This is a genomic window from Micromonospora sp. NPDC053740 (assembly GCF_040677775.1).
Classification (GTDB): Bacteria; Actinomycetota; Actinomycetes; order Mycobacteriales; family Micromonosporaceae; genus Micromonospora; species Micromonospora alfalfae.
Genome location: NZ_JBFASO010000008.1, coordinates 248571 through 273035 on the forward strand (window position 1 = coordinate 248571; position 24465 = coordinate 273035).

At 69.8% G+C, this 24465-nt stretch carries 22 protein-coding genes; 8 read left to right on the top strand and 14 right to left on the bottom strand.

Features of this window, described 5'->3' with window-relative positions:
• Positions 1-118 precede the first annotated feature (118 nt).
• From AB0K35_RS22125 to AB0K35_RS22140, 4 genes are all read left to right on the top strand, one after another.
• Positions 119-637: a flavoprotein gene (locus tag AB0K35_RS22125; RefSeq protein WP_363887212.1), complete on the top strand. Its 519-nt coding sequence runs from the start codon at positions 119-121 to the stop codon at positions 635-637.
• Positions 638-758: 121 nt separating this feature from the next.
• A complete protein-coding gene (locus tag AB0K35_RS22130) occupies positions 759-2276 on the top strand; it encodes a hypothetical protein (RefSeq protein ID WP_363887215.1) in 1518 nt (505 codons plus the stop codon).
• On the top strand, positions 2273-2833 hold the full coding sequence (locus tag AB0K35_RS22135; RefSeq protein ID WP_238666539.1) for a GNAT family N-acetyltransferase: 561 nt from the start codon (positions 2273-2275) through the stop codon (positions 2831-2833). Before AB0K35_RS22130 ends, AB0K35_RS22135 begins: the two co-directional genes overlap by 4 nt.
• A gap of 106 nt (positions 2834-2939) precedes the next feature.
• Positions 2940-6023, top strand: coding sequence for a DUF3427 domain-containing protein (locus tag AB0K35_RS22140; RefSeq protein WP_363887217.1), 3084 nt, complete (start codon positions 2940-2942; stop codon positions 6021-6023).
• Positions 6024-6033: 10 nt separating this feature from the next.
• On the opposite strand, the gene AB0K35_RS22145 is transcribed toward AB0K35_RS22140, so the two are convergent.
• On the bottom strand, positions 6034-6333 hold the full coding sequence (locus tag AB0K35_RS22145; RefSeq protein ID WP_238666541.1) for a helix-turn-helix transcriptional regulator: 300 nt from the start codon (positions 6331-6333) through the stop codon (positions 6034-6036).
• Positions 6334-6402: 69 nt separating this feature from the next.
• On the opposite strand from AB0K35_RS22145, the gene AB0K35_RS22150 reads away from it, so the two are divergent.
• Complete coding sequence (locus AB0K35_RS22150; protein ID WP_363887220.1) at positions 6403-6840, top strand: VOC family protein; 438 nt, start codon at positions 6403-6405, stop codon at positions 6838-6840.
• Between the two features lie 32 nt (positions 6841-6872).
• On the opposite strand, the gene AB0K35_RS22155 is transcribed toward AB0K35_RS22150, so the two are convergent.
• Positions 6873-8078 carry a hypothetical protein gene (locus AB0K35_RS22155; protein ID WP_363887223.1) on the bottom strand — a complete coding sequence of 402 codons (1206 nt, stop codon included), beginning with the start codon at positions 8076-8078 and terminating at the stop codon, positions 6873-6875.
• Between the two features lie 162 nt (positions 8079-8240).
• Here AB0K35_RS22155 and AB0K35_RS22160 point away from each other — a divergent pair, with 162 nt between their 5' ends.
• Positions 8241-8933 (top strand): hypothetical protein, encoded by a 693-nt coding sequence (locus AB0K35_RS22160; protein ID WP_363887225.1) that lies wholly within the window; start codon positions 8241-8243, stop codon positions 8931-8933.
• 77 nt (positions 8934-9010) lie between these two features.
• Here AB0K35_RS22160 and AB0K35_RS22165 read toward each other — a convergent pair whose 3' ends face one another.
• From AB0K35_RS22165 to AB0K35_RS22175, 3 genes are all read right to left on the bottom strand, one after another.
• A complete protein-coding gene (locus AB0K35_RS22165) occupies positions 9011-10141 on the bottom strand; it encodes an epoxide hydrolase family protein (protein ID WP_363887227.1) in 1131 nt (376 codons plus the stop codon).
• A 144-nt stretch (positions 10142-10285) separates the two neighbouring features.
• The gene (locus AB0K35_RS22170; RefSeq protein ID WP_363887229.1) at positions 10286-10819 is read right to left on the bottom strand and encodes a hypothetical protein; all 534 of its coding nucleotides are present in this window, start codon (positions 10817-10819) and stop codon (positions 10286-10288) included.
• A gap of 45 nt (positions 10820-10864) precedes the next feature.
• A complete protein-coding gene (locus AB0K35_RS22175) occupies positions 10865-12016 on the bottom strand; it encodes a hypothetical protein (protein WP_363887231.1) in 1152 nt (383 codons plus the stop codon).
• A gap of 168 nt (positions 12017-12184) precedes the next feature.
• On the opposite strand from AB0K35_RS22175, the gene AB0K35_RS22180 reads away from it, so the two are divergent.
• Complete coding sequence (locus AB0K35_RS22180; protein ID WP_238666548.1) at positions 12185-13726, top strand: gluconokinase; 1542 nt, start codon at positions 12185-12187, stop codon at positions 13724-13726.
• Between the two features lie 19 nt (positions 13727-13745).
• Here AB0K35_RS22180 and AB0K35_RS22185 read toward each other — a convergent pair whose 3' ends face one another.
• Positions 13746-14030, bottom strand: coding sequence for an antibiotic biosynthesis monooxygenase (locus AB0K35_RS22185; RefSeq protein ID WP_238666549.1), 285 nt, complete (start codon positions 14028-14030; stop codon positions 13746-13748).
• Positions 14031-14186: 156 nt separating this feature from the next.
• Here AB0K35_RS22185 and AB0K35_RS22190 point away from each other — a divergent pair, with 156 nt between their 5' ends.
• Positions 14187-15503, top strand: a complete 1317-nt coding sequence (locus AB0K35_RS22190) for a serine hydrolase (RefSeq protein ID WP_363887234.1) — start codon at positions 14187-14189, stop codon at positions 15501-15503.
• A 7-nt stretch (positions 15504-15510) separates the two neighbouring features.
• Here AB0K35_RS22190 and AB0K35_RS22195 read toward each other — a convergent pair whose 3' ends face one another.
• The 8 genes from AB0K35_RS22195 to AB0K35_RS22230 form a co-directional block, all read right to left on the bottom strand.
• Complete coding sequence (locus tag AB0K35_RS22195) at positions 15511-16284, bottom strand: hypothetical protein (protein ID WP_363887236.1); 774 nt, start codon at positions 16282-16284, stop codon at positions 15511-15513.
• Between the two features lie 53 nt (positions 16285-16337).
• Positions 16338-17096 (bottom strand): MerR family transcriptional regulator, encoded by a 759-nt coding sequence (locus AB0K35_RS22200; protein WP_238666552.1) that lies wholly within the window; start codon positions 17094-17096, stop codon positions 16338-16340.
• A 50-nt stretch (positions 17097-17146) separates the two neighbouring features.
• Positions 17147-19402 carry an EAL domain-containing protein gene (locus AB0K35_RS22205; RefSeq protein WP_357363813.1) on the bottom strand — a complete coding sequence of 752 codons (2256 nt, stop codon included), beginning with the start codon at positions 19400-19402 and terminating at the stop codon, positions 17147-17149.
• 316 nt (positions 19403-19718) lie between these two features.
• Positions 19719-20081 (bottom strand): zinc-ribbon domain-containing protein, encoded by a 363-nt coding sequence (locus AB0K35_RS22210; RefSeq protein WP_238666554.1) that lies wholly within the window; start codon positions 20079-20081, stop codon positions 19719-19721.
• 43 nt (positions 20082-20124) lie between these two features.
• Complete coding sequence (locus AB0K35_RS22215; protein WP_238666555.1) at positions 20125-20994, bottom strand: SRPBCC family protein; 870 nt, start codon at positions 20992-20994, stop codon at positions 20125-20127.
• Positions 20987-21544 (bottom strand): helix-turn-helix domain-containing protein, encoded by a 558-nt coding sequence (locus AB0K35_RS22220; RefSeq protein WP_238666556.1) that lies wholly within the window; start codon positions 21542-21544, stop codon positions 20987-20989. The genes AB0K35_RS22215 and AB0K35_RS22220 overlap by 8 nt, the downstream gene beginning before the upstream one ends.
• A gap of 100 nt (positions 21545-21644) precedes the next feature.
• A complete protein-coding gene (locus tag AB0K35_RS22225; protein WP_238666557.1) occupies positions 21645-22988 on the bottom strand; it encodes a class I SAM-dependent methyltransferase in 1344 nt (447 codons plus the stop codon).
• On the bottom strand, positions 22985-24382 hold the full coding sequence (locus tag AB0K35_RS22230) for an FAD-binding oxidoreductase (protein ID WP_238666558.1): 1398 nt from the start codon (positions 24380-24382) through the stop codon (positions 22985-22987). Before AB0K35_RS22230 ends, AB0K35_RS22225 begins: the two co-directional genes overlap by 4 nt.
• Between the last annotated feature and the right edge of the window lie 83 nt (positions 24383-24465).

Here is a 24465-nt window from a genome sequence, read left to right on the forward strand (position 1 = left end):
GCCATGCGTCGACTGTCGCGGCTGACCAGGCAGAACGGCATGTCATGGTGATCATCGCTGGCATGCGCAATCGGTATGCGCTCGACGTCGCGACTGTCGAATCGGGCAGACTGCGGGCATGACGGAACGTCCGGTGCTGTATCTGGTCGTCTGCGCTGCGGGCCCGGCGGAACACGTCGACGAGCTGGTCGACCTCCTGATCGCCGACGGGTGGCGGGTCTGCATGATCGTCAGCCCGACCGCCGGGCCGTGGCTCGACCGGGCCGAGCTGCAAGACAAGACCGGTTATCTGGTACGCGTGGAGTGGCGGATGCCCGGCGACCCGGAGCCGCACCCGCCCGCTGATGTGGTGCTGGCCGCGCCGGTCACGTTCAACACGGTGACGAAGTGGGCGTTGGGCATCAACGACACGCTGGCGCTCGGCGTCCTCAACGAATCGCTGGGGGCGGGGTTGCCGATCATCGCGTTTCCGCACACCAAGGCGGAGTTGGCTGCCCATCCCGCGTACGCGGGTCACCTGGCGGTGCTGCGGGCTGCTGGCGTTGTGGTCGCCGACGGGAAGCCGCTGGACTCGATGAACGGGCCGGGGCGTTGGGGCGTGGTCGTCGAAGCGGCGCGGGCGGTGCGCCCGTCCTGAGCAGTTGCCGTCTGCTCCCTTGCCTGGCGGCCCGTTGACGATATGCGTTGTGCGTATACCAGCGCCCCACGCAGCGTGTTCAATGGATAGGCTCGATGAGGCGAGATGGACGGAGCCGCCGGTGACCCACGCGAACTGCCCTCGGTGCGGCGGACGGCTGGCCCGGGACAACGACAGCGGACGGTGTACGCCATGCCAGGCCGCAGAGCGGGACCGGCTGAGCGCGCCGCCGCCGGTGCCGGCGAGCTTCTGGGAGCACGAGCCGGTACGACAGGCCCTCGCCGAGCGGCACCTGGGGCGGGTGATCCGGGCGTACCGGTGCCATCCGTACCACGGGCGGGTCGCCCTGCCGCAGTCCGTTGTGGCGGGGTGGTTGGGGATCACGCAGGCACAGTTGAGCCGGGTGGAGAACGGCCCGCCGCTCGTGCACCTGGACAGACTGGCGCACTGGGCGCAGCTTCTCGGGATACCGGCTTCCCGTCTCTGGTTCGGTCTTCCTGGACAGCCCTACCGAGTCGACGATCGCGCCGCAGAGGGCACAGCAGACGATCCTTATGCGCATGACGCGATAACTGAGCAGGGCAAACTGCCGGCCATGGCGGTTACCGTGGAGAGGGCATCAACCGGAGGGGGTGGCACTACGGACCGGCGACGCTTCAACGCAATGGCCGCGCTCGCGGGAATCGCCGCAGTCGGTCACCCATACCTGATGACGGACCCCGCCGAAGTGCCCCGGAACATTGGCATGGAACAGGTACGACTGGCCAGTTCGCTGGTTCAAGACTTCCGGCGAGCCGATGCGGCAGCCGGCGCCGACCAGCTCTGCGACGTTGCCGTCCAGGCACATGCCCGGCTGTCCACGTGGGCGGCGAAGGCGAACTACAGTCGAGAGGTCGGCGATGCCCTTCAAAGCGCCCTGGCTGACCTCAGCATTCAGGCCGCGTGGCTCGCAACCGATGCCGAACGTAGGCCCGAAGCCAGGCCTTACCTGAACGAAGCCATTACCCGTGCCCGCATCGCCGACGACCCTCGTATGGAAGTGCAGGCGCTGACCCAGCTATCCATGCTGCTCCGCGAGAGTCAGCCCGGCGAGTCGCTGCACTGCGCCGAAGCCGCGCTGCGCGTCTCCGCCAGGTGGGCAACGCCTCGGCTCTCCACCCTGCTTCATTTGCGGCGAGCGCACACGTACGCCGTGCTGACGGATGCCGGCGGCTTCAGCCGGGAGATGACCAAGGCTCGCCGCGAGTTGGAGCGCGGACCGCACGAGGATGACCTGGGTTTTGTCGACTTCGTGAACGAGCAGGAAGTGAACGGCATCCAGGGGCTTTCCTACCTCGCGCTGGACAGGCCCGACCGTGCCGCACAGTCGTTCCGCGCAATCATCGCCAACCCGTCGCCCGGCCATCGCCGCAATCAGGTCTACTACACCGTGCACCTCTCGGAGGCCGAGTATCAGCAGGGCAACGTCAACGAGGCAGCACGCATCGCGCTGGACGTCCTGCCCACGGTTAGCCAGATGAACTCCGGGCGGATCAGCCGGCACCTTGGGCAGGTGCGCTCGAATTTGGCGGCACCACGGCAGGCGACCACGGCAACGCGCCAGTTCGTCACCGCCTACGACCGAGCGGTGAGTGCATGATCGAGGGCTTGCAGCTTCGCCATCACAATGCCGACGAGGCTGAGGGGATCCTCGATCAGCTCGTGGACCTCTACCTAAGGGTCTACGCGGGCGGCGGCGAGTTCTACAGCGAGGACCGCTACCGGCGTCAGCTCGACCTGCATATGCAGCGAGTTGGCTGGGAGTTGATTACCGCAACGGTCGACGGGAGTCTAATCGGCTACGTATATGGTTTTCCGCTAGCTGCACAGACACGGTGGTGGGAAGGCATCCATGAGCCGGTGCCACCCGGGTTTACCGAGGAGAATGGAAACCGCACCTTCGCGCTCAGCGAATTGCTCGTACACCCCGACTGGCGACGTAAGGGCGTGGCGGCGGCACTGCATGACGAGTTGGTCGTGGGTCGGGCTGAACCGCGGATCACGCTCTTGGTCCGGCCTGACAATGATGCCGCCCAGATGGCGTACCGGTCCTGGGGCTGGAACAAGGTCACTAAGCTGCGCCCCGACTGGGAGACTGCGCCGACTTTCGATGTCATGGTACGCATCACCCAAATTTGCCCTCGTCCCTTCAGCTAGCTGTGGTGGCTAACGACCGACTTACTCTTCTGTCGGCGCCCCGACAGACGTAATTCGACGCGTAGTCAGGGCATCGCCTCAGCTCGGGACGGATTAGATTGCGTGGATGAAGGATCTTGAGCGGGGTGTTTACGAGCATCTCATCACCCGTGAGCTGGCCGATCGCCTCCAGCATGTCGATCCCGCCCTGGTCCAGCAGTACAAGCTCGACCCTGCCGACGCACACACCGCCCTCGCCCGGCACATCGCCACCCTGGCCGCCCGCGCCCTCCAGGCTGTCCCCAGCGGTGATGACAAGCTCCACCACCAGGTCGAGATGGCGAACCAGATCGCCGACGCCATCGCCGCCCTCAGCCCGAAGGCAGCGACGGATCAGGACCAGGTAACCGACACCAAGCACCTACTCCACGCCATCGCCGCCCCACCAACTCCACCGGCGCTGCCAGCCTTCCCGCAGCGCCCCACCACCCCCCTCTCCACCGGCGCGCTGCTGGTCAACGGCCGTCACCAGCCCCGCATCGGTCACGAGGTCAACCACGAGATGGCGTCGGCCGAGAGCGTCGATCTGCTCTGCGCGTTCATCAAGTGGTACGGCCTGCGCATCGTCGAGCCGGCCATCCGCGAGCTGATCGCCCGAGGTGGCAAGGTTCGGGTCATCACCACCACCTACCTCGGCGCGACGGATCAGCGAGCGCTGGACCGGCTCGCCGAGCTGGGCGCTGAGGTCAAGGTGTCCTACGAGACGAGGACCACCCGCCTGCACGCCAAGGCATGGCTGTTCCGCCGCAACAACGGCACCACCACCGCGTACGTCGGCTCGTCGAACCTGTCGAAGACCGCGCTGGTAGACGGCGTGGAGTGGAACGTGCGCATCTCGAACCTGGAGCAGCCGCACGTCATCGACACGTTCACGGCGACGTTCGAGGACTACTGGAACGATCCGGCGTTCGAGGCGTACGACGCGACCAGGGATGCCGAACGGCTACGGCATGCGTTGAGCGGCGAGCGCCGCGACGAGGCACCGACCGAGATCTCGAACCTGGATGTGCGCCCGTACCCCTATCAGGCAGAAATCCTTGCCGACCTGGACGCCGAGCGGCTGGTGCACGGGCGCTGGCGCAACCTGGTGGTGATGGCGACCGGTACGGGCAAGACGGTGGTGGCCGCCCTCGACTACCGCCGGCTAAACAAGGCGAAACGAGCAGACTCGCTGCTCTTCGTCGCTCATCAGGAGCAGATCCTGCGGCAGAGCTTGTCCACGTTCCGGCAGGTGATGGGCGACGGCAGCTTCGGCGAGATGCTGGTCGCGGGCGAGAAACCGAACGGTTGGAAGCACGTTTTCGCCTCCATTCAGTCGCTGCACCGCCGGGAGGTCGATCCCGAGGCGTACGACATGGTGATCGTGGACGAGTTCCACCACGCCGAGGCACCGACGTACGCGCGACTGTTGGAGCGGTTGCGTCCCCGCGTACTCCTGGGGCTGACGGCGACCCCCGACCGGGCCGACGGCGGCGACGTGCGTCGGTGGTTCGACGGCCGGGCGGCCGTTGAGCTGCACCTGTGGGAAGCGTTGGAGCGGCAGTTGTTGTCGCCGTTCCAGTACTTCGGGCTACACGACAACGAGGACCTCTCGCACCTCACCTGGAAACGCGGCCAGGGCTACGACCCGACGCAGCTGAGCACGATCTACACCGGCAACGATGCGCGGGCGCGGACGGTGCTGCGGGCGGTCCGCGAGAAGGTGGACGTCGGGCGGATGCGCGCGCTCGGGTTCTGCGTCAGCATCGGGCACGCCGAGTTCATGGCCAACTCGTTCAGAGAGCACGGTGTCGAGGCGGCGGCGGTGACCTCGCGAGCGGGCACCGATCGGGCCGCGCTGCTGCGGGACTTCAAGATCGGCAAGCTGCGGGTGCTCTTCACAGTGGACCTGTTCAACGAGGGCGTTGACCTGCCGATGGTCGACACGATCCTGATGCTGCGGCCCACCGAGAGCGCCACGATCTTCCTGCAACAGCTCGGCCGTGGCCTGCGCCTCGACGACGACAAGCCCTGCCTCACCGTGCTCGACTTCATCGGCGGTCAAAACGCCAACTTCCGCTTCGACCTGCGCTGGCGCGCACTGACCGGGGTGAGCCGGCGGGCGATCACCGAAGCCGTCCGCGACGACTTCCCGAGCTTGCCGAGCGGCTGCCATGTCGAGCTGGACCGGGTGGCGAAGGAGATCGTGCTCGCCAACCTGCGATCGGCACTGCCCACCTCGAAGGCCGGACTCGTGTCCGAGCTGCGGCAACTCGGCGACGTCAGCCTCGCCACGTTCCTGCGCGAGACCGGCTTGGAGGTCGAAGACGTGTACCGGTCGGCCAGCATCGGCGGCTGGACCGGACTGCGGCGGCTCGCCGGTATCGAGACGTCCGCACCCGGCCCCGATGACCGGGAGTTGGGCCGTGCCATTGGCCGCATGTTGCACACCGACGACGCCGACCGGCTGGAGTTGCTGACCCGGGTCGCGGCCGGACCGCCCGCGCCAGGTCAGCAGGTGTACGCGGGCAACAGCCGACTGCTGGACATGCTGCACTTCGGCCTCTGGGGGCCGAACGCCCCACTCGCGACACGAGACGAACGGCTGGCACGACTGTGGAAGGAACCGGCGCGCTGTGTCGAGTTGCGGCAGGTCGCCGAGGTGCTGCGGGACCGCATCCACCGGGTGACGCCGACCGCAACTCCGGGTGCGGTGCCGCTGCGGGTGCACGCCCGCTACAGCCGCAACGAGGCATGCGCCGCCTTCGGGATGACGAACCCGGGGTCGCTGCGCGAGGGGGTGAAGTGGCTGCCCGACGCCCAGGCCGACCTGTTCTTCGTCACCCTGGTCAAGTCGGAGGCGCACTACTCCCCCACCACCATGTACGCCGACCGCGCCATCACCGACACGTTGTTCCAGTGGGAGTCGCAGAGCACCACCTCTGCGGCGTCGGTGACCGGGCAGCGTTACACCTCGGGCGGCTCGACAGTGCACCTCTTCGTGCGGGAAACCCGCATCGCCGACCGCGACCTGGGCGCACCGCCGTACCTGTACGCCGGCACCATGACGTACGACTCGCACACTGGCGACCGACCCATGCGCGTCCTGTGGCAGCTCCACCACGCCCTACCCGCCGACGTGTACGCCACCGCCCGAACGATCGCCGCCTAGCCCTGCACAGTCAGGCAGCGTCCGCGTTCGCGGCAAATCTGACGTCCAGCCTTCGGTCCAGGGCCCGAGCCAGACGCTCCAGGACCGGCAGGGTCGGCACCGTCCCACCTGCCTCGAAGCGGGCCACCGCAGACTGAGTCATGCCTGCGGCGCGGGCCAACTGGCTCTGACTCCAGCCGTGCCCTTCGCGCAGGTGGCGCACCTCCTGCCCAAGCTCGAAGGCGAGCCGGGTGGCCTCGTAGGTCTCGGCCGCTCCCGGCTCCGCCATCCGACGCTCACGCAGGTTTTTCCACTCCAGGCGATCACTCATCGCTCCACCTCATAGCGTCAATGCTATGGGATGAGGCCGCGAGCATGCTCCTGGCGTTAGGTTGAAGGGATGGAGCAGCGGATCAGCCTCGTCACCCTCGGAGTCGCGGACGTAGCCCGCGCGAAAGCCTTCTACGAGCAGCTCGGCTGGCAGGGCCAGGAGGTCGAGGAGACGGTCTTCATCCAGGCCGGCGGCCTGGCCCTCGTCCTCTGGGGCCGCGACAAGCTGGCCGAAGACGCGGGCATCGACGACCCGGGCAGCGCCGGCTTCGGTGGGATGACCCTCGCCCAGAACGTCCGCTCCCGGGCCGAGGTAGACGAGGTGATCGCCACGGCGACCAGGGCCGGTGCCACGGTGACCAAGCCGGCCGCTGAGACCTTCTACGGTGGTTACGCCGGCTATTTCGCCGACCCGGACGGTCACCTGTGGGAGATTGCCTGGAACCCCGGCTTCACCCTCGCGGAGGACGGCACCCTAACCGTCCCCGACTTCAGCGCCATGAGCTGAGCAAACGCCAGACCGTCAGGCGCGATCGCTGATCAGGGCGCCGGAGACGGGCAGAGCAGCGGGTCCAGCAACGGCAGTTGAAGAGGGTCCAGGCAGATCGCCAGTAGCCCCGGATCCGGCGAAGGCGTCGCCGTAACAGCCGGGGTCGGCCTCGGTGAGGCCGACACGACAGGCGGCGTCGGCAGGGCCGACGGGGGCGGGTCGGTAGTGGGGACCGGGCCAGGCGTCGGCACCGAACTGGCCGAGGGCGCGGGAGCGACGGACGGCGCAACTGTCGGCGGCAGGGCCACCGCAACAGCAGCTTCCGTCACTGTGGAGACAGCCGACGGCCGCACCGCCGGGACATGCGGCGGGATCCATACGGCAGTGTCGGCCGAGCCGACCCGTGACCTGGGCGCCACCGGCCCGACGGGACCGATCGGAACGAGGGCCGCCCCGGCCCTTGGCAGGTCCAAGGCGACGATCTTCGCCGAGGGCACCGGCCCGCGAGCCCCCCACGCGCCAGGTCCCAGAGCGCCCGGGCCGAGCGTCACGAACACCATGGCCGCGACGGCGGCAGCGCCGAGCGCCCGCCGGTCGGGGCGTACCGCCGTCAGCGGCGCGTCGTCGGGGTCAACCAGCAGAGGAGGCGTAGGGCGGGCGGCCCGGTGTGCGGCCAGCAACGCGTCGACCTGCGCGATGACGGCAGCGCGATCGTCGGCAGCCGCGAGGGTGAGATAGAAGCGGAAGTTCACCACGGTACCCGCCGGGACCAACAGCCCATCAAGTCGACTGCGGTCGGGCAGCAGGGTGACGGGGACGTCTGGGTGGTGGGCGGGGCCGACCAGGTCGGCGTACCGCCATTCGCGCCGGTGTTCCCGACCGCCGAAGGCCACCCGTCGGCTGGTCACGACGGCCATGCCGATGTCGACGGCCCGTAGGCCCGGCGGCAGGGCCTCGGAAGAAGCCTCGGCGAAGGAACAGAAGCCGTCCGGCCTGGGTAGGCCGGGGACGTGCCGCGCTTCGGCCTCGACGAGCGTGGCGACGGGGAGGACGCGGAAGACGAGTTCGTCGTCGTCGAGGTCCACCGGTAGGCCGGCGCGGGGCTGCGTACACCCGAGGAAGCTGGCGGCTTCGATGCGGAGCCGGGCCAGGTGGTCGTCGCGGCGCCGCCAGGCGTCGGTGGCGTCGCGGTACGCGCGCTGCCGGCGCTCGTTCTCGCGCTCGGCCCAGGCGATCCGCCAGGGGGCACAGGACACAGACGTCACGGTCACACGCGGTACAACCGCTCACGTACGTGACAGGCAACGCGACCCGGATCGATGCATCCCGTTGCGTCCGAAAGGAGAGATTTGACGGACACCGAGGCGCGTGCCGCCGGGCTAGCCTGCGCGTGATCCCTACAGCGGAGGAGTTTCCTGGTGCTCGATGACCTGCGCGTGCTGCGGGAGGCCGTACGCGACTATCGCCTGGCGGCGACAGCTGCCGGCCTCGACTGGCCGGACTACGGCGAGTCGCCGGCCGGGCAGGCGCCGGAGCAGGTTTACCGGATCTTCGGCGTGGAGCACATCGCGGAGCAACTGACCTGGTTGCAGGCGCAGCCATGGCCCGACCGGCAGGTGCTACCCGACGTGGGGTGGCGGATGCCATGGCCAGAGGGCGCGGACGCGCTGCACTATCTGGGTTTGTCGATCGGCACGCCGTTCCCCTGGCGGCACCAACTGCCCCTGTTCTTCTTCGATGTCGTCCTCTACACGTTCGTGCTGGCCGGCGATCACGAGGGTGAGATCTGGCGCTACGAGATCTCACCCGACGCCTGGGACTCGGTCCGCGCCGCCACCAGCCTGGCCACGCTCTTCGATCAGTGGACCAGGGGCATCAACGCCGGGGTGGTCGTCTACGACGAGCAGAGCAGGTGGCTCCTGGTCGAGGATGTGGACGGCGTGAACGGTCTCGACCCGCTGGCCTTCCCGGTGGCCCCGGTGGAGGAGACGCTGCTGCGAGCGCGGCAGCGCGAATGCGGGGTCGACATGGCCATCGTCGAGGACGGCTTCACGTACACCGAGGAACTGTCCGACGCCATCGACGCCGCGAAGGCGTCGCTCGGCGCGTAGCCCGGGTGCCGGCGGTTGCTGCGGTTGTCACCACAACAGCCGCCGGCCACTCTGGACCTACGACGCCAGGGCCCCGACTACGGGCGCAGCGAGGTGAAGAACTGCCTCATCTCAGTGGCCAGCAGATCCGGCTCCTCCAGCGGCATGAAGTGCCCGCCCCGGCCCGGCTCGCTCCAGTGCCGGATGTCGGTGCAGGCCCGCTCGGCGATCTCCCGAGGGAAGTTGGCCTGCGCGGGTTCGGTGCTCACCGTGAACGCGGCCGGCACCGTGATGTCGGGTCGTGGTGTGTTGTGGTCGAAGTCGGCGTACTGCCGGAACGACGAGCCGATGGTGCCCGACACCCAGTAGAGCGTGATGATGGTGAGCAGGGTGTCCCGGTCGACGCTGTTCGCCAGGTCACCGTGGTTGTCGCTCCAGTCGCGGTACTTGTCGACGAGCCAGGCGGCCAGCCCGGCGGGTGAGTCGGCCAGCGCCGCCGCGAGAGTGTCCGGGCGGGTGCCCATGATGGCGCTGTAGCCGCCGTCGGTCTCGTCGTACGCGGCTTCGGCGTCCAGGTACGCCTGCTCGGCCGCCGACAGTGGGCGGGCATCGAAGCTGGCCGGGAACGGTGGATGGATCATGTGGATGCCGGCCACCTGCTCCGGATAGAGGGCGCCCAGCCAGCCCGTGACCACTCCCCCGACGTCGCCGCCGAAGGCGCCGTACCGCTCGTAGCCGAGCACGTCGGTCATCAGTTCGTGCAGGGTCCGAGCCAGCGACGCCCGGGTGACCGGCTCGTTCGGGACCTCCGAGAAGCCGAAGCCGGGCAGTGACGGCACCACCACGTCGAAGCCGCCGCCGGCAGGGCTGGTCAACCGGTCGACCAGGGGCAGCATCTCGATGAAGCTGCTGGGCCAGCCGTGGCTGAGGATCAACGGCAACGGCGCGGGCGTACCCGCCGGGCGCGCGGCCCGGACGTGCAGGAAGTGCAGCTTCCGGCCGCCGACGACGGCCAGGTGCTGGGGGTACGCGTTGAGCTCGGCTTCGCGAGCGCGCCAGTCGTACCCGTCGTGCCAGTAGGACACCAGGTCCCGCAGGTAGTCGGGGTCGACGCCGCCCTGCCACGGCTGGTTGCCGCTGCGGTCGGTGAATCGGGTACGGGCCAGTCGGGCCCGCAGGTCGTCGAGAACCGCATCGGGCACGTCGATGCGGAAGGAAGAGAAAGACATTGGTCCTCCGGAGAAGGAGGGCGCTCCCCGACGCGAGAGGTCAGCTGAGGGGGACGGCGGAGAGGAGCGCCCAGGAATGACGGTGGATGGTCACCGGGCTCACCTCCTCTCGTGGCTGACGACGATCACCGTACCTGACGGTGATCAGCCGGCTCGCCGCCGGTACGGCTGCGGGCCGTGGGTCGGGAACCTCGACTGGGTACGCGGTGGGTACGCCTCGCAGTGCTCGGCCCAGTGTTCGGCGGCGGTGGCGAGGGCGTCAGCGGAGACGGTGAGGATCAGCGGGTAGACCGCGTTGGACGGGCGGCGCATCCACGGTGGCAGTGACTCGGCGGAGAACTCCACGATCAGCTCCAGCCGGCGGCGGCGCAGCACCCGGCTGCGCAGGGCCAGGTTGGGTTCGGTGAAGCGGACCATCGCCGGTGGCGCGCTCAGCCCGAGGGCGGCGGTGGCCTGCCCGTGCAGCCAACCGCCGAGCGCGCGGGCCTCCTCCACCATGAGGCTCGGGTAGTGGTGCGACCAGGTCTGACCGTCGGCGGTCCGGGCGTCCACCTCGATGAGCAGCCAGTCGTGCCAGCCGGACGTGGTCCCGTCGAGGTCGTCGGGCGGGTCGATGCCGGGCTGGTAGCCGACGGGGCGTACCCGCACCCGAGCGCCATCGTCAGACCGGATCTCCACTCGGTCATTCTGGCCGAGCGAAGCAGACTTCAGGCCCTGAATCGGTCACTTTGTGATGGTTCGCCGCACGCCCTGGTGCTGGGCGCAGGCGTTGGCCCGGCCGCCGGCCAGGCTGACCGAACCGTCGCGGCACTGCACGAGGTAACCGCGACCGGCCCAGAACTGGGGTACGCAGTCGAACCAGTCGCACACCTCGGCGGCCGGCTTGCGGATCCGGGTGCCGCCGCAGAAGCCGTACCCCAGTGGGTTCTCCGGTCCCCCGCAGCGCGATCGCTGGGTGGCGCTGGGCGACGGGCGTGGTGACTGTGTCGGCTTGGGCGGCGGGGTCTTCAGCGCGAGCGCCGGGCCGGCCTGGCGGATCCGCGCGGGCGCCGCGCTGGTGGTGGGTGCCGGGGTGGCGGCGACGGCGACCTCCGCGCCACCGGTCGGGTCGGACGGGTCCGACTCGATCAGCGCCGCCGGCACCAGCAGGGCGATGGCCGCCGCCACCGCGATGGTCCTGCGGCCACCGGGCACCAACGACGACAGCCGGGCCTGCCCGGGGGTGGCCGCAGCCGGCCGGAACGGCTTGAGCTGGGCGTGCTCGGCGATCAGCTCGTCGAGTTGGGCGATCACCGCGGCGCGCTGTTCGATCGCGTCGGCGAAGGCCAGTGTGAGCTTGAACCGGAAGTCCGGTGTCGCGTCGGTGGGCAGCAACAACCCGGAGGTGCTCCGTCGGTCCAGCACCTGGATCAGGGTGACGGGCGCCGCCGGGTCGTGGGCCAGGCCGGTTATCCGGCCGTACGCCCAGTCGCGCCGGCCCCGCCCGCCGAGCAGCACGAGCCGACGGCTGGTGATCACGGCCATGCCGGCGTCGGTGACGCGTACGCCGTCCGGGCGGCGCGGGCGCAGTTGCCCGGTTCGCGGGGCGACAGTGAGGTCCGGCGCGGGCAGCACCGTGCTGTGCCGCACCTCGACCAGTTGCGCGGCGGGTAGTGCCCAGAGCACCACCTCGTCGGCGGCCAGCTCCAATGCCAGCCCCGCGCCGGCGGCTGCCGAGCCCTGGAAGTCGGCGGCCAGAACGCGTAGCCGCCGCAACTCGTCGTCGCGTCGCCGCCACGCCGCCTCAGCGCCGCGGTACGTGCTGACCCGCCGCACGTTCTGCCGGTGCGCCCACTGGTACCGCCAGGTGGAACCCGTCGAATCAGTCTTCGCCACGCCGACTCCTTCGCCGCGCTGGCCACCAATCTGGGGTGTCACGAGGTTTAACAGGTCCGGCGCGCCGCACGGAAACGCCGAAACGGGCGAAGTACCCGATCGGCGGAGCAACCAGCACGATAGGGGGATACTGATGCCGACGTTCATGTTTCCGAGGGGGTGACGGTCGTGCCGCGTGTCACGCTGCCCGGGGTCGTGATCGGGGTCGACATCGGCACCACGAGCACCAAGGCCGTCGCGTACGACACCGACGGGCGGCAGCTCGGCAGTCACCTGGCCGACTACCCGCTGAACAACCCGCAACCCGGCTACGCCGAGCAGGACCCGCAGCTCATCCTCGACGCGGTGCTCAAGTCGATCAGCATCGTCGTGGCCGAGCTGGTCCAGCCGGTGGCCGGGCTGTCGTTCGGCTCCGCCATGCACAGCCTGATCGGGTTGGACCGGGACGGCAATCCGCTGACCCCGTCGGTGACCTGGGCCGACTCGCGGTCCACCCGCCAGGCCGAGCGGTTACGGGCGGTGCCGTCGGGGCTGGCCCTGCACCGGCGTACCGGCACGCCGATGCATCCGATGTCGCCGCTGCCCAAGCTGCTCTGGTTCGCCGAGCAGGAGCCGAAACTCTTCGAGCGGGTGGCGCACTGGGTGGGCATCAAGGACTGGGTGCTGCTGCGGCTCTGCGGCGCGCTGGTCACCGACCACTCGATCGCCTCGGCCACCGGCCTGCTCGACATCCACAAGCTGGAGTGGGACCGCGAGGCGCTGACCATCGCCGGCATCACCACGGAACAGCTCCCACAGCTTGTCGCCACCACCGCCGTGCTGCCCACACTGACCCCGCAGGCCGCGGCCGAGACCGGCCTGCCGGAACGCACGCCGGTGGTGGTCGGCGCGGGCGACGGGCCGCTCGCGAACCTGGGCCTGGGCGCGGTGCACCCCGGCATGGTGGCCTGCTCGATCGGCACCAGCGGGGCGATGCGGGTGATGGTTGAGCGGCCCGGCGTGGACCCGCTCGGCGGGGTGTTCTGCTACGCGCTGACCGAGCATCGCTGGGCTGTCGGTGGCGCGATAAACAATGGCGGCATCGTGCTCAAGTGGGCCGGCGCGGCGCTCGCACCGGACCTGGGCGAGCACTCCGAGGAGGAACTGGTGGCTGTGGCGGCCCGCGCGCCAGTCGGTTCGGGTGGGCTCATCATGCTGCCGTACCTGCACAGCGAACGGGCACCACACTGGAGCGCCCTGCCGCGCGGCGCGTACGTGGGGTTGACCCACGCACACCGCCGCGAGCATCTGGTGCGGGCCGCGTTGGAGGGCGTCTGCCAGCAGCTCGCGCTGGTGCTCAGCTCGGTGCGCGCGGCAGGCAACGAGGTCCGGGAGGTCCGGGCCGGTGGCGGCTTCGCCCGCAGCGGCCTGTGGCGGCAGATGCTGGCCGACGCCCTCGGCCTGCCGGTGAGTTTCCCGGCCGCGCACGAGGGGTCGAGCTTCGGTGCGGCGCTGCTCGGCATGGAGGCGCTCGGGCTGATCCCCAGCATCGACGTCGCCGCCGACCTGGTGCGAATCGAGGAGACGGTCCGCCCCGACCCGGCCGCCGCCGCCACCTACGCGGCGCTGCTGCCGCTCTTCGCCGAGCTGTACGAGGCCCTCACGCCCACCTTCACCTCGATCCGCCGGATGGCGCCCGGCCTGCCCACCGGCCCCGAACCGCAGACGTGAGCGGTGCCGGCCCGCCGGGTCAGGGCGCTTCGACGGCGGCGATCAGGTAGCGCTGCACGTCGGCGTCGAGGATGGCCACTTCCTGCGCGTCGTCCGGCCCGGAGCCGCGGAACGCGGCCAACTGCTCTGGTGACTCCCAGCGTTCGTAGACGTGGATCCGGCCGGGCTCCAACGGGTCGGCCGCCAGCAGGAAATCGAGGCAGCCGGCGGTGGCGCGCGCCCGCGCGATGACCTGTTCGCAGTCGGACAGGTACGCCTCGCGGGTGCCCGGTTCGACCTGCAGACTGCCGGCGATGATCAACATGATGGACCTCCAGAGATGGGGGTTGCTGATGAGCATGATGCCTGTGAGTCATCGTGATGTCCGTGTGTCATCACGCTCGTCAGGACATCCCAGCCCAGACGGGTGACACCGGTCCCGTCGGCCTCACCAGCCCCCGGCGCTTCATATCGTGCAAACGTGAGAAAAAGCGACAAGAGGCGCTCATCTTCCCTGCTGGGGAACTCTGCCCGCGTACCACTGAAGGTGCTGACGGCGGCGGTCGCGCTCGCGGTGCTCGCGACGACCGGGCCGGCCACCGCTGACGGTCCAGGCCAAGCGCCCGTCGCGGAGAGCCACGAGCCCGGGGTGGACCCCACACCGGAGCGCCCACCGACCAGCGAGGTGTCCTGGCTGTCGTTTCCCGGCGGGGTGTTCGCTGTGGACCCACTCGGGCACACGGTGCGCTACCGCGCCTGCGACGGCGACACCGGCCGGGTCGCCGACCCGACGATGCGGGTCGCCGCCGGGGTGGCCAGCGGGGCTGTCGTGGTCGGGGGGACGGCCTACCGCTACCGGGTGCCGCTGGTGGGGCGCAGTGAGGGCACGCTGGAGGTGATCCAACGGCACCGCCCGCCGACGACGCTGACCGGCGTGGTGGTCACCAGCCCGCAGCCGCCCACCGACCCGGTCGCCGGGGCCCGGCTGTTCCCGCTCAGCGGGCAGCTCGCCCGGGTGGTCGCCGACGCGAGCCTCAACCCGGCCGGAGTCACCGTCCGCGACCTGTCCGGCCGCTACGGCGACCAGCAGATCGCCGTCAACGGATCGCTGCGCCCCAAGGCGGCCAGCGTCATCAAGCTGTGGATCCTCGTCGAACTGCTGCGTCGGGTCGACTGTGGACAGGTCTTCCTCGACGACGGTGTGCTGGTCACCCCGGAGGACGTGGTCGGCGGCACCGGCCAGTTGCAGTTCGAGACGTTCCCGCAGGTGGTCACAGTGCACCGGCTCGCCCAGTATCTGATCAAGTACAGCGACAACGTGGCCGCGAACGTGCTGATCACCTACCTGGGTGGGTTCGCCCCCGTCAACGCGCTGATCGACTCGATGAACCAACGGTCCACCATCCTGGCCCGCCGGATGCTCGACAGCGCGGCGGCCCAGCGCGGCGAGGAGAACTACACCAGCCCCGACGACGTGGTGTCACTGCTCGGCGCGGTCTGGGACGGCGAGATCCTCACCCCCGCATCCCGCGACCTGATGATCGGGTTCATGCGGGAGCAGACACTGAACACGAAGATCCCGGCGGCGTTGCCACCCGGGGTGCCGGTGGCCCACAAGACCGGTGACCTGCCGGACGCCTCACACGACGTCGGCTACTACCTGATCCCCGGCACCGAGACCGCCGTCGCGTTCCTCACCGCCGGTCCCATGGCCACCGGCGACGAGACGGTCCGGCGGATGGCCCGCACCGTCTACGACTTCCTGGTCACCCCGGTCGCCGGGGCGGTCGAGGAGTGAGCCGACCTCAGGCGCCGGGAATGTTCGCCGGCGGGTCCTCGCCGACCAGGTCGGCCGCCGGCGGGTCCGCCGACACCGGCAGCCCGAAATCCGAGTACGTCAGGTCGAGCTGGGCGACCTCCGACTGCTGGCTGGCCAACTCGATGCGGTAGCGGACCAGCCGACCCTGCTCGTCGACGGCAGCGGTGAACGGCACCGCGGCGGCCCGGTCACCGAGCACACCGCCGACCCCGTTGCCCAGCACCGCGCCGCTCTGGCGCAGGTCCAGTGTGCCCGCGTACTCACGCGCACCGGTCTGCCGGACGGCGGTCGCCGTGCTGAGGGTGCTGGCCAGTCTGGTGTTGTCCAGGCCCTGCTGGGCGGGGGGTGAACCCGGAGCGCCGACATGCCACCACGTCTTGCCGTCCCAGACCGGAACGCGCCGGTCCGGGGCGCTGATCCGCACGTAGACGTCCGGTCCGGTGGTCAGCCGTTCGATCTTCACCTCGCCGGTGGGCACCTTCAGGGAGGTGGTCTCCAGACCACGCTTCGCCTTCGGGTCCCAGAGGACCAGCGTGGCGTCCCCGCCCGTCGTCCCGCCGCTGCTCAACGCCAGCTTGTAGGTCTGCTGGTCGACCTTCCCGGCGGCGGCCCTGAGCACACCGATCGCCTCGGTCGGGCCCGCCGACGCCGCCGGCCGACCCTCATCGGGTTCGTCCCCGGTGGTCACGAACGCCCACACCCCGGCGGCGACGGCCACGGCGAGGATGACACCAGCGGCGATCAGCTTCGGTTTCTGCACTGTCATCTCCCCCGGGCGGTGCGGTCCGGCCAGACTAGCCGGACCGCCCCTCGTCACGCCCGGCTGATCGCGTTGGCGTGGATCGCCTCGTGCAGATACGCGGCCAGCCCCGGCGCGATGTTCTCGTAGTGCGCGGTGAACCGCTCGTCGGCCAGGTACATGTCGGCCAACCCGGTCTGCATCTCGTACGAGCACTCGTAGAACCAGCGGCTGATGAGCTGCCGGTGCTCCTCGGCCAACTCCATCGCCTCCGGGCTGTCCGCCGGTGCCCCCGAGGCCATCAGCGCGACGATCCGCCGACCCCAGTCCTCGTTCTCCGCCTTGTTCCGCAGCCAGTCGTCCTTGCTGTAACGGGCGACCCGCCGGTTCGACTCCCGGTACGCGTCGGTGTCACCCCAGCGCTGCTCCGCCTCGGCCTGGTGCTCCTCCGGGTCGAAGTCACCGAAGACCTCGAACCGCTCCTCCGGCGTGAGTTGGATGTTCATCTTGCTCGCCTCCATCGCGAACTCGATCGCCGTGACCATCTCCTGCAACCGCTTGAGCCGTACCGTCAGCAGTTCGTGCTGCCGGCGCAGGTGCGCGGCCGGATCGGCCGCCGGGTCGTCGATGATCGCGGTGATCTCCTCAAGCGGGAAACCCAGCTCCCGGTAGTACAGGACGAGTTGCAGCCGTTGCAGGTCCGCGTCGTCGTAGCGGCGGTAACCGGCCGAGGTGCGCCCGCTGGGCGAGAGCAACCCGATCTCGTCGTAGTGGTGCAGCGTCCGCACCGTCACGCCGGCCACCTTCGCGACCTGACCCACCGTGTACGCCATGGTCCCCCTCCCTTCCGGGAACCAGGCTCCTGCCTGCCGCTACGTGAGAGTCAACTCCGATTCTGGCCCACCATTGCGGGGCCGTCCGGCCGCCCGTACAGATAGCCCTGGCCTCGTGGGCAGCCGATCGCGGTGACCGCCTCGTGCTGACGCTCGGTCTCCACCCCCTCGGCGACCACCGCCAAATCGAACGCGCCGGCCAGGCGGGTGACCATCTCGACAGTGGCGTACGCCCGGTCGTCGGTGCCCAGCCGGGCCACGAACGACCTGTCGATCTTCAACTCGGTGGCCGGGATGCGGTGCAGGTAGCTCAGCGACGAGTAGCCGGTGCCGAAGTCGTCGATGGCGATCCGGATGCCCAACTCCCGGAGTTGGTGCAGCCGCTCCAGCACCGCCTCGGTGCCCTCGATCAGCGCCGACTCGGTCAACTCCAGTGTCAACGCCCGTGGCGCCAGCCCGGCGGCGCTGGTCGCCGCGGTGACAGTGGCGATCAGGTCCGGGCGGCGCAGGTGCGCGGCGGCGATGTTCACAGCGACTGTCGCGTCCGGCGCGCGACCCCGCCAGGTCGCGGCGGCCCGGCACGCCTCGTGGATCACCCACCGGTCGATCGGCAGGATCAGCCCGGTCTCCTCGGCCAACGGCAGGAACTTCGCCGGTGGCAACATCCCCAGCCGGGGGTGCCGCCAGCGCACCAACGCCTCGGCGCTGCGTACCGCGCCGGTGGTCAGGTCGACGATGGGTTGGAACTCCAGGTGCAGCTGGTCCTCGTCGACAGCGCGACGCAGGTCGGCGATCAACTCGGCGCGGGAGACTGCCGACTCGCGCAACGTCGCCGTGCACGTGCGGTACGCGGACTTCCCGGCCGCCTTGGCCGCGTACATGGCGATGTCGGCGTCACGCAGCAGGTCGCTGTGCGAGGCGTGCTGGGGGCCGTACTCGGCGATGCCGATGCTCGCCGACGGGTGCACCCCGACGTCCTCCTCGTCGTCGGAGGGCCGCAACGCGTCCAGCAGCCGCTCGGCGAGCCGTTCGGGTGACACCGGCCGGTCGCCGTCGACCAGCACGGCGAACTCGTCACCGCCGAGCCGGGCGATGGTGCCGTCGCCGTTCACGGCGGTGTGCATCCGGGCCGCGAGCCCGGTCAGCAGGGTGTCACCGGTGGCGTGCCCGAACCTGTCGTTCACCTGCTTGAACCCGTCCAGGTCGAGCAGCAGCACCGCCACCGGCCGCCCGTGGCGCAGGGCCAGGCGCAGCCGCCGGTTGAACAACAGCCGGTTGGGCAGCCCGGTGAGCTGGTCGCCGTACGCGAGCCGGCGCAGCCGGGCCACCAACCGGAGGTTCTCGTTGGCCGCCAGCCCCTGCCGGACGGCGAGGGCGGCCAGCAACACCATCATGGTCACGAACACCAGCTGCGGGGTCTGCCCGGTGGGCCGGCGGGCCAGCACCACAGCGATGATCGCCCCACCCACCGGCAGGTACGGCAACGCCACCCGCCACCAGGGCGGCAGCGGCGACTCGGCGGTGTCGTCGGTGCCGTCGCAGTCCGGTGGCGGCGGGTTCCGGGTCGCCAGGCCGATCAGCAGGTAGCTCAACGGCCAGCACAGGTCGATCGGGTGACCGGCCGTGTAGTCGGCGCGGGCGACGAGCGACACGTAGACGACGTCGGCGACGACCCGCAGGGTGAGGCTCGCCGCCAGGACTGTCATCGGCCGCCACATCGGCCGGGCCGGCCCGGAGACCGCGACCAGGATGGTGAGCTGCATCAGGTCGAACATCGGGAAGAGCAGCCCCAGCGTGCGCGCCGGGTCGGCCAGCTCGGCGGCGGCGACCCCACGGAAGACCAGCACCCAACCGATCGGCACCAGGGCCAGGGCGACGATCACCCCGTCCAGCAACGTACGCGCCCGCCCGACGGTGGTCCTCGGTGCGGACGGCGAGCTGAGCAGCGCGGCAGTGCCGGTGAGGATGCCGGCGGTGAAGACCACCCCGACCGCCGGCGTGTGCGGCAGGTCGCCGCCGACGAGCCGCTGCACGGTCCAGATCGCCCGACCGGTCGCGGCGAGCGCCATGGTGAGGGCGAGCAGCACCCAGAACCGGCGCAGCGGCGCCGGATGTCGACGGGCCACCCCGACGCACGCGAGCGTCGCCCAACCGGCGACAAGCATCGCGCCGATGTCGCTGACCAGCGCCGCGCCGGGCAACGCGGCGACCAGCCAGCCCGCCTCCAGCAGGATGACAGCAGCCGCGACGAACACGCCGACGGGGTTGAGCGTCCCCGCAGCCTGCTTTCCGTCCTGTCGGGACACGGTCGCTCCGGCTCTTTCGTCGTGCGTGCACCCTCGGCGGCGCCGGTCCACGGCAAACCCCGAAAGCCTAACCAGCGCTCAGAAACGCCGCCAGGGCCGAACGTGCACCCCCGCTGCGGCTCGCGCCTCTGGTCAGCGGCCCGCGGATCGGTTCCAGGGTGAACGGGGCAGCGCGGTGCCGGCCACCGGACGGCGTGCGCGGCGGCGTCTGCGTCGGCCAGGGGTGCAGGGCGGGCGGGCGACGGTGTGCACTGCCACGTCGGCGGAGGGCGTCGGCCGGCCGATCAGCCAGCAGAGGAAGCGTTCCATCGTCGGATCAGCCGACCGGGAGGCGCTCGACGTCGGACTTGGCAATCTCGTACTCCGCCCCGCAGAACGTGCACTGCTGCGCGTACCGGGTGCGGATCGGAATGAGGGGGATGAAGAAGAGTGTGAATTTCGTCGAGCGGCGGGTGATCACCTGCGCGGCCTGGTTGCCGCAGTGGCGGCAGACCTGCTGCACGACACCGGACCGGTCGACCTTGGTACGCAGACCAAAGATGAAGAACATCGCCCGCCAGTACCCACTCGACAGCGAAAAGTCACCAGATCCCGCCACCGGATCTCCGACGATCGGGCCCGCATGCACAAGATCGTGCTCGATCCAGGATGTAGTGGCCTCCTGGGTGAACGAGGCCACTACATCCCTGATCGAGCACGATCAAGGCGAGGTGATCAAGGCGTCAGCTGGACGTTGCGGGCTCCAGGCCGGGGATCTCCTCGGAGAGCCAGATCGGCTGCCAGTTCGGCACCTCGTGGAAGCGACGCAGCTCGAACAGCCCGGCAACCGACCCGCTCCACGCCCCGTACGGGGGGTTGGCCTCGTCGAAGCCGCTCTGCACGAAGGTCAGCGTGGTCCGGCCACCGGACTCGGCCAGCTCCCAGCTCGTGACGCCGGTCGGCCCCCAGTCGACGGACATCCGGCGGCCGGGCTCCAGGTCGACGACCTTGGCCGCGTAACCGGTCTCGAAACCGCCCATGGCGTACCGGCCGCCGACCCAGGGCTCGATGCCGATCGGGTAGCCGAACCAGGCGCTGGCCTGCTCGGAGTCGGTCAGCGACTCCCACACCTTGTCGGCGGGGGCGGCGATGACCAGCTCACCGCGCAGGTCGGCGGAGGTGAAGTCGGTGCGGGGCAGCAGTGGCTTGCCCTCCAGGTGGGCGGCCAGGTTGGCGATGGACAGCGCCCAGAACGTCTGGAGCACACCGCGGATGGTGGAGCCGCTCATCGCCTCGGCGAAGTCGAAGTGGCTCTGGATCAGCGTCAGCACCGTGCTGTCGGTGCCCTCGGCGGTGAGCTGGAACTCGGTGGTGGTCTCCACGCCGTCGAGCAGCCAGCCGAAGCGCAGCGTGTCGTCGTCGGCGTGCAGCAGCCGCTGGTGCGGGGCGTCGCCCTCGGGCGTGTAGCGACCCCAGAACTCGTACCGCTGGGGCAGCTCGACCTCGGCGTGCTCGGCCAGCCAGAGACGCAGCTCGGCCGGGTCGGTCAGGGCCTGGCGGACGCGCCCGACGGGCGCGGAGAGACGGGCCTTGACCTTCATCGGCTCACTCATTGTCGTTCCCTTTCGGATAGCAGGCGACGGCCAGCTTGAAGGCATCTCCTTCGCTGCCGCCGTAGCGGGTGAACAGGTCCTGAAGTGCGGTTTGCAGGTCGTGCAGGAACTGCTGTCGAAGCTCTGCCGGCACCCGGATCTCGCCGGAGACCCCGATCGAGGGCAGCTCGGGCGCCGCCCGGTCCAGGCCGGCGATGTCGGCCTGGACCTCCTCCATCAGGTCGAGCAGGTAGCCCAGGCTCAGTTCGTCGCGGGCCCGGCGCAGGCCGATCCGGCCGACGAGTCGCGGGGAGAGCCAGTAGGACCGGGCTGCGGCCTGGTAGATGCCTTCGGTGATGCCGCGGACCTTGCGTTCGTTCACCAGCTCGACGAGGCCGGCCGCGACGAGCTGCTTGACGTGGTAGTAGACGCGCTGTGGCGTCTGGTCGAGTCGGGCCGCGACCTCGGTGCAGGTGCGCGGCTCGGCCAGTTGCCGCAGCACTTCGACGCGCTGCGGCTTGAGCAGGACTTCGGCCTGCTCGATCTGTTCCAGGTACAGGACATCTCTCATGGCAAAATCAGTTTGTACGTACAAAACTTCTTTGTCAATCGCTTCGCGAGAAGCCGCGCCGACTTTTTCGGCGCGGCTTCAGGCGGCGGTCAGCAGGTGATCAGGGCAACCAGTCCGGTCGCAACGGGTAGCCACTCACGCCGTTCGGGCCGTTGTGGGTGGCCAACACCTGGTGCAGTTGAATGCCGTTGCGCTCGAACGCCATCCGCGACCCGGCCATGTAGAGCCCCCACACCCGAGCGGTGCCCGCGCCCACCTCCGAGACGCAGTAGTCCCAGTGCTCAACCAGGTTGCGACACCAGGCGGCCAGCGTCAGCGCGTAGTGCTGACGCAGGTTCTCCTCGTGGTGCACCTCGAACCCGGCGTCGTGCACCTCACTGATCAACCGGCCCGGACCGGCCAGCTCACCGTCCGGGAAGACATACCGGTCGATGAACGCGCCCGAGCGGTGCGGCGCGCGATTGTCCGCCCGGGTGATGCAGTGGTTGAGCAGCCGCCCGCCCTGCCGCAGCCGGCTACGCAGCGCCCCGAAGTAGGCAGGGTAGTTGCGCACCCCGATGTGCTCGGTCAACCCGATCGAGGAGATGGCGTCGAACTGCTCGGCCGGCGCGTCCCGGTAGTCGAGGTATCGCACCTCCGCCAGCTCGGTCAACCCCTCCCGCTCGATCGCGGCCTGCGCCCACTGCGCCTGCGCCTTCGACAGGGTCACCCCGAGGGCCTTGACGCCGTACTCGCGGGCGGCGTGGCGCACCATGCCACCCCAGCCGCACCCGACATCCAGCAGCCGCATCCCCTTCTTCAGCGCCAGCTTGCCGGCGACCAGGTCGTACTTCGCCGCCTGGGCCTGCTCCAGCGTGTCGTCGGGAGACCGGAAAACCGCGCAGGTGTACGTCATCGACGGGCCGAGCACCTTCTCGTAGAAGGCGTTGGAGACGTCGTAGTGGTGCGAGATGGCGGTGCTGTCACGCACCCGCGAGTGCCGCAGCCCGTTCATCACCCGCTTCCAGCGGGGCTGCGCCTCCTGCGGCGGCGCCGGTGGCGGCATCAGCCGCTCCCAGCCCAGCCCACGAACCAGCGCCAGCCCCTCGGCCAGCGACGGTGGGCGTAACCGCAACTCGTCCTTGAGCACCCGCAACGCCTCGTACGGATCACCCGGGTGCACGCCCTGCAACGCCAGGTCACCACTAACGTACGCCCGGGCCATGCCCAGGTCACCGGGTGCGGTGAGCAGGTACGACAGCCCACGCTCGGATTGGATCGCCAGGGTGATGCCGGCATCGGACGGGCCGACGGCGCTGCCGTCGTACCCGGTGATCCGCACCGGCAACGGTCCAGTGGTGACAGCGCGGACGACATCCGCGACTGTCGGACCCGTGTGCCGGCCCCCCGCCGGCGGGGTGGCGGGAACGCTCGCCGCCCCCTGATCTCTGTCGGTCAGGCTCATGCTCGTGCTACCGCCTTTTCGTACAGTCCCGTCAGCCGGTGGTCCGGGTCGTAGCGGTCTTTCACCGCGCGCCACGTGTCGCCGCCGTAGAGGCGATCGAAGGCGTCCCGGTCGTAGTACGCGTCGGAGTAGAGCGACTTGTGCCCGCCCGACTCCGACACCCTGCGTTCGATCGTGCGGTTGACGTCGCCGTCGGCGGCGCCCGGCGCGATCGGCACGCTCCCCCAGAACCCGATGTTGACGTAGTCCTGCCCGGGCCGCAGCGGATACAGCGGCCAGGACCGCGCCGAACCGGGCCCCGCCGGCTCACGCAGTCGCAACGGACACAGCCACACCGGGTTCATTCCCACTGCGCCGGCGAACCAACGCAGGAAGTCGGCAGTACGGTCCAGCGGGATCTCCACGTCCTGCACGACCCGCTCCCGGGCCGGTTGCCCGCGCAGCCGGTCGATCCGGGCCGCCACCTGATGGCGATGCTCCAGCCGGACCAGTCGGTGGTAGAAGTCGCTGCGCCGGTAACGCGCCGGCCAGAGCCTGCGTACGACAGGGTGCTGCGCACCGAACGCCGACGAGCACCAGAACCAGTCGGTGTCCCAGCGCCACAGATAGTCGTACGCGGTGAGCACGTCGCGGGTGCGCTGGCGCAGCGACCTGTAGTAGATCGCCTGACCGGTGTAGTCGCTGGGCGGGTCGGCCACGTCGGTGAACGTGGCGAAGACCAGGTACGCCTCGCCGGGGCTGAACATCACCCCGTCCATCGCGTCCACCGGTTCGCCGGCCCAGGACCGGGTGGCGGTCACCTCCGCTATCGCGTCGGTCAACGCCTCCAGTTGGGTGAACCGGACGTTGCGCAACGCCACGTACCGGCCGACCGGTTGCAGCTCGATGCGCAGCCGGGTGGCGTAACCGAGGCTGCCCAGCGAGTTGGGGAACGCGGTGAACAGGTCGGCGTGCTCGCCGTCGGGTCGGGCGGTGATGATCTCGCCGGAGCCGGTGAGCACGTCCAACTCCTGGACGGACTCGTGTGGCAGGCCGTTGCGGAACGAGGTCGACTCGATCCCGAGGCCGGTCACCGCGCCACCGAGCGTGATGGTGCGCAACTGCGGCACCACGAGCGGCATCAGGCCGTGCGGCAGCGTCGCGTCGACCAGGTCCTCGTAGGTGCACATGCCCTGCACGTCGGCGGTACGGCCAGCCGGGTCGACCGACAGCACGCCGTTCAGGCCACTCACGTCGAGCCCCGGAGTCCGGGGAGCGGACCGGGGACGGAACAGGTTGGAGGTGCGTTTGGCCAGCCGGACAGGCTCGCCCGTGGGCACCGCGGCGTACGACCGCCGCAGCGTGTCCACCGCTTGATCATGGTCAATCGGTTGATCCACACGCTCAGCGCGCATGTGATCACCTTACGCTCGCCGTTTGGAAACCGTGGGATGTCGGCCGTGGCAGTTTCCCGTCCGGTGGCAGGCCCGACGGCTAC

Coding starts and splice junctions, on each gene's coding strand:
- AB0K35_RS22125 (WP_363887212.1), top strand. CDS start 119: ATGACGGAACGTCCGGTGCTGTATCTGGTCGTCTGCGCTGCGGGCCCG.
- AB0K35_RS22135 (WP_238666539.1), top strand. CDS start 2,273: ATGATCGAGGGCTTGCAGCTTCGCCATCACAATGCCGACGAGGCTGAG.
- AB0K35_RS22140 (WP_363887217.1), top strand. CDS start 2,940: ATGAAGGATCTTGAGCGGGGTGTTTACGAGCATCTCATCACCCGTGAG.
- AB0K35_RS22145 (WP_238666541.1), bottom strand. CDS start 6,333: ATGAGTGATCGCCTGGAGTGGAAAAACCTGCGTGAGCGTCGGATGGCG.
- AB0K35_RS22150 (WP_363887220.1), top strand. CDS start 6,403: ATGGAGCAGCGGATCAGCCTCGTCACCCTCGGAGTCGCGGACGTAGCC.
- AB0K35_RS22165 (WP_363887227.1), bottom strand. CDS start 10,141: ATGTCTTTCTCTTCCTTCCGCATCGACGTGCCCGATGCGGTTCTCGAC.
- AB0K35_RS22185 (WP_238666549.1), bottom strand. CDS start 14,030: ATGTTGATCATCGCCGGCAGTCTGCAGGTCGAACCGGGCACCCGCGAG.
- AB0K35_RS22200 (WP_238666552.1), bottom strand. CDS start 17,096: ATGGCGTACACGGTGGGTCAGGTCGCGAAGGTGGCCGGCGTGACGGTG.
- AB0K35_RS22215 (WP_238666555.1), bottom strand. CDS start 20,994: ATGAGTGAGCCGATGAAGGTCAAGGCCCGTCTCTCCGCGCCCGTCGGG.
- AB0K35_RS22220 (WP_238666556.1), bottom strand. CDS start 21,544: ATGAGAGATGTCCTGTACCTGGAACAGATCGAGCAGGCCGAAGTCCTG.
- AB0K35_RS22225 (WP_238666557.1), bottom strand. CDS start 22,988: ATGAGCCTGACCGACAGAGATCAGGGGGCGGCGAGCGTTCCCGCCACC.
- AB0K35_RS22230 (WP_238666558.1), bottom strand. CDS start 24,382: ATGCGCGCTGAGCGTGTGGATCAACCGATTGACCATGATCAAGCGGTG.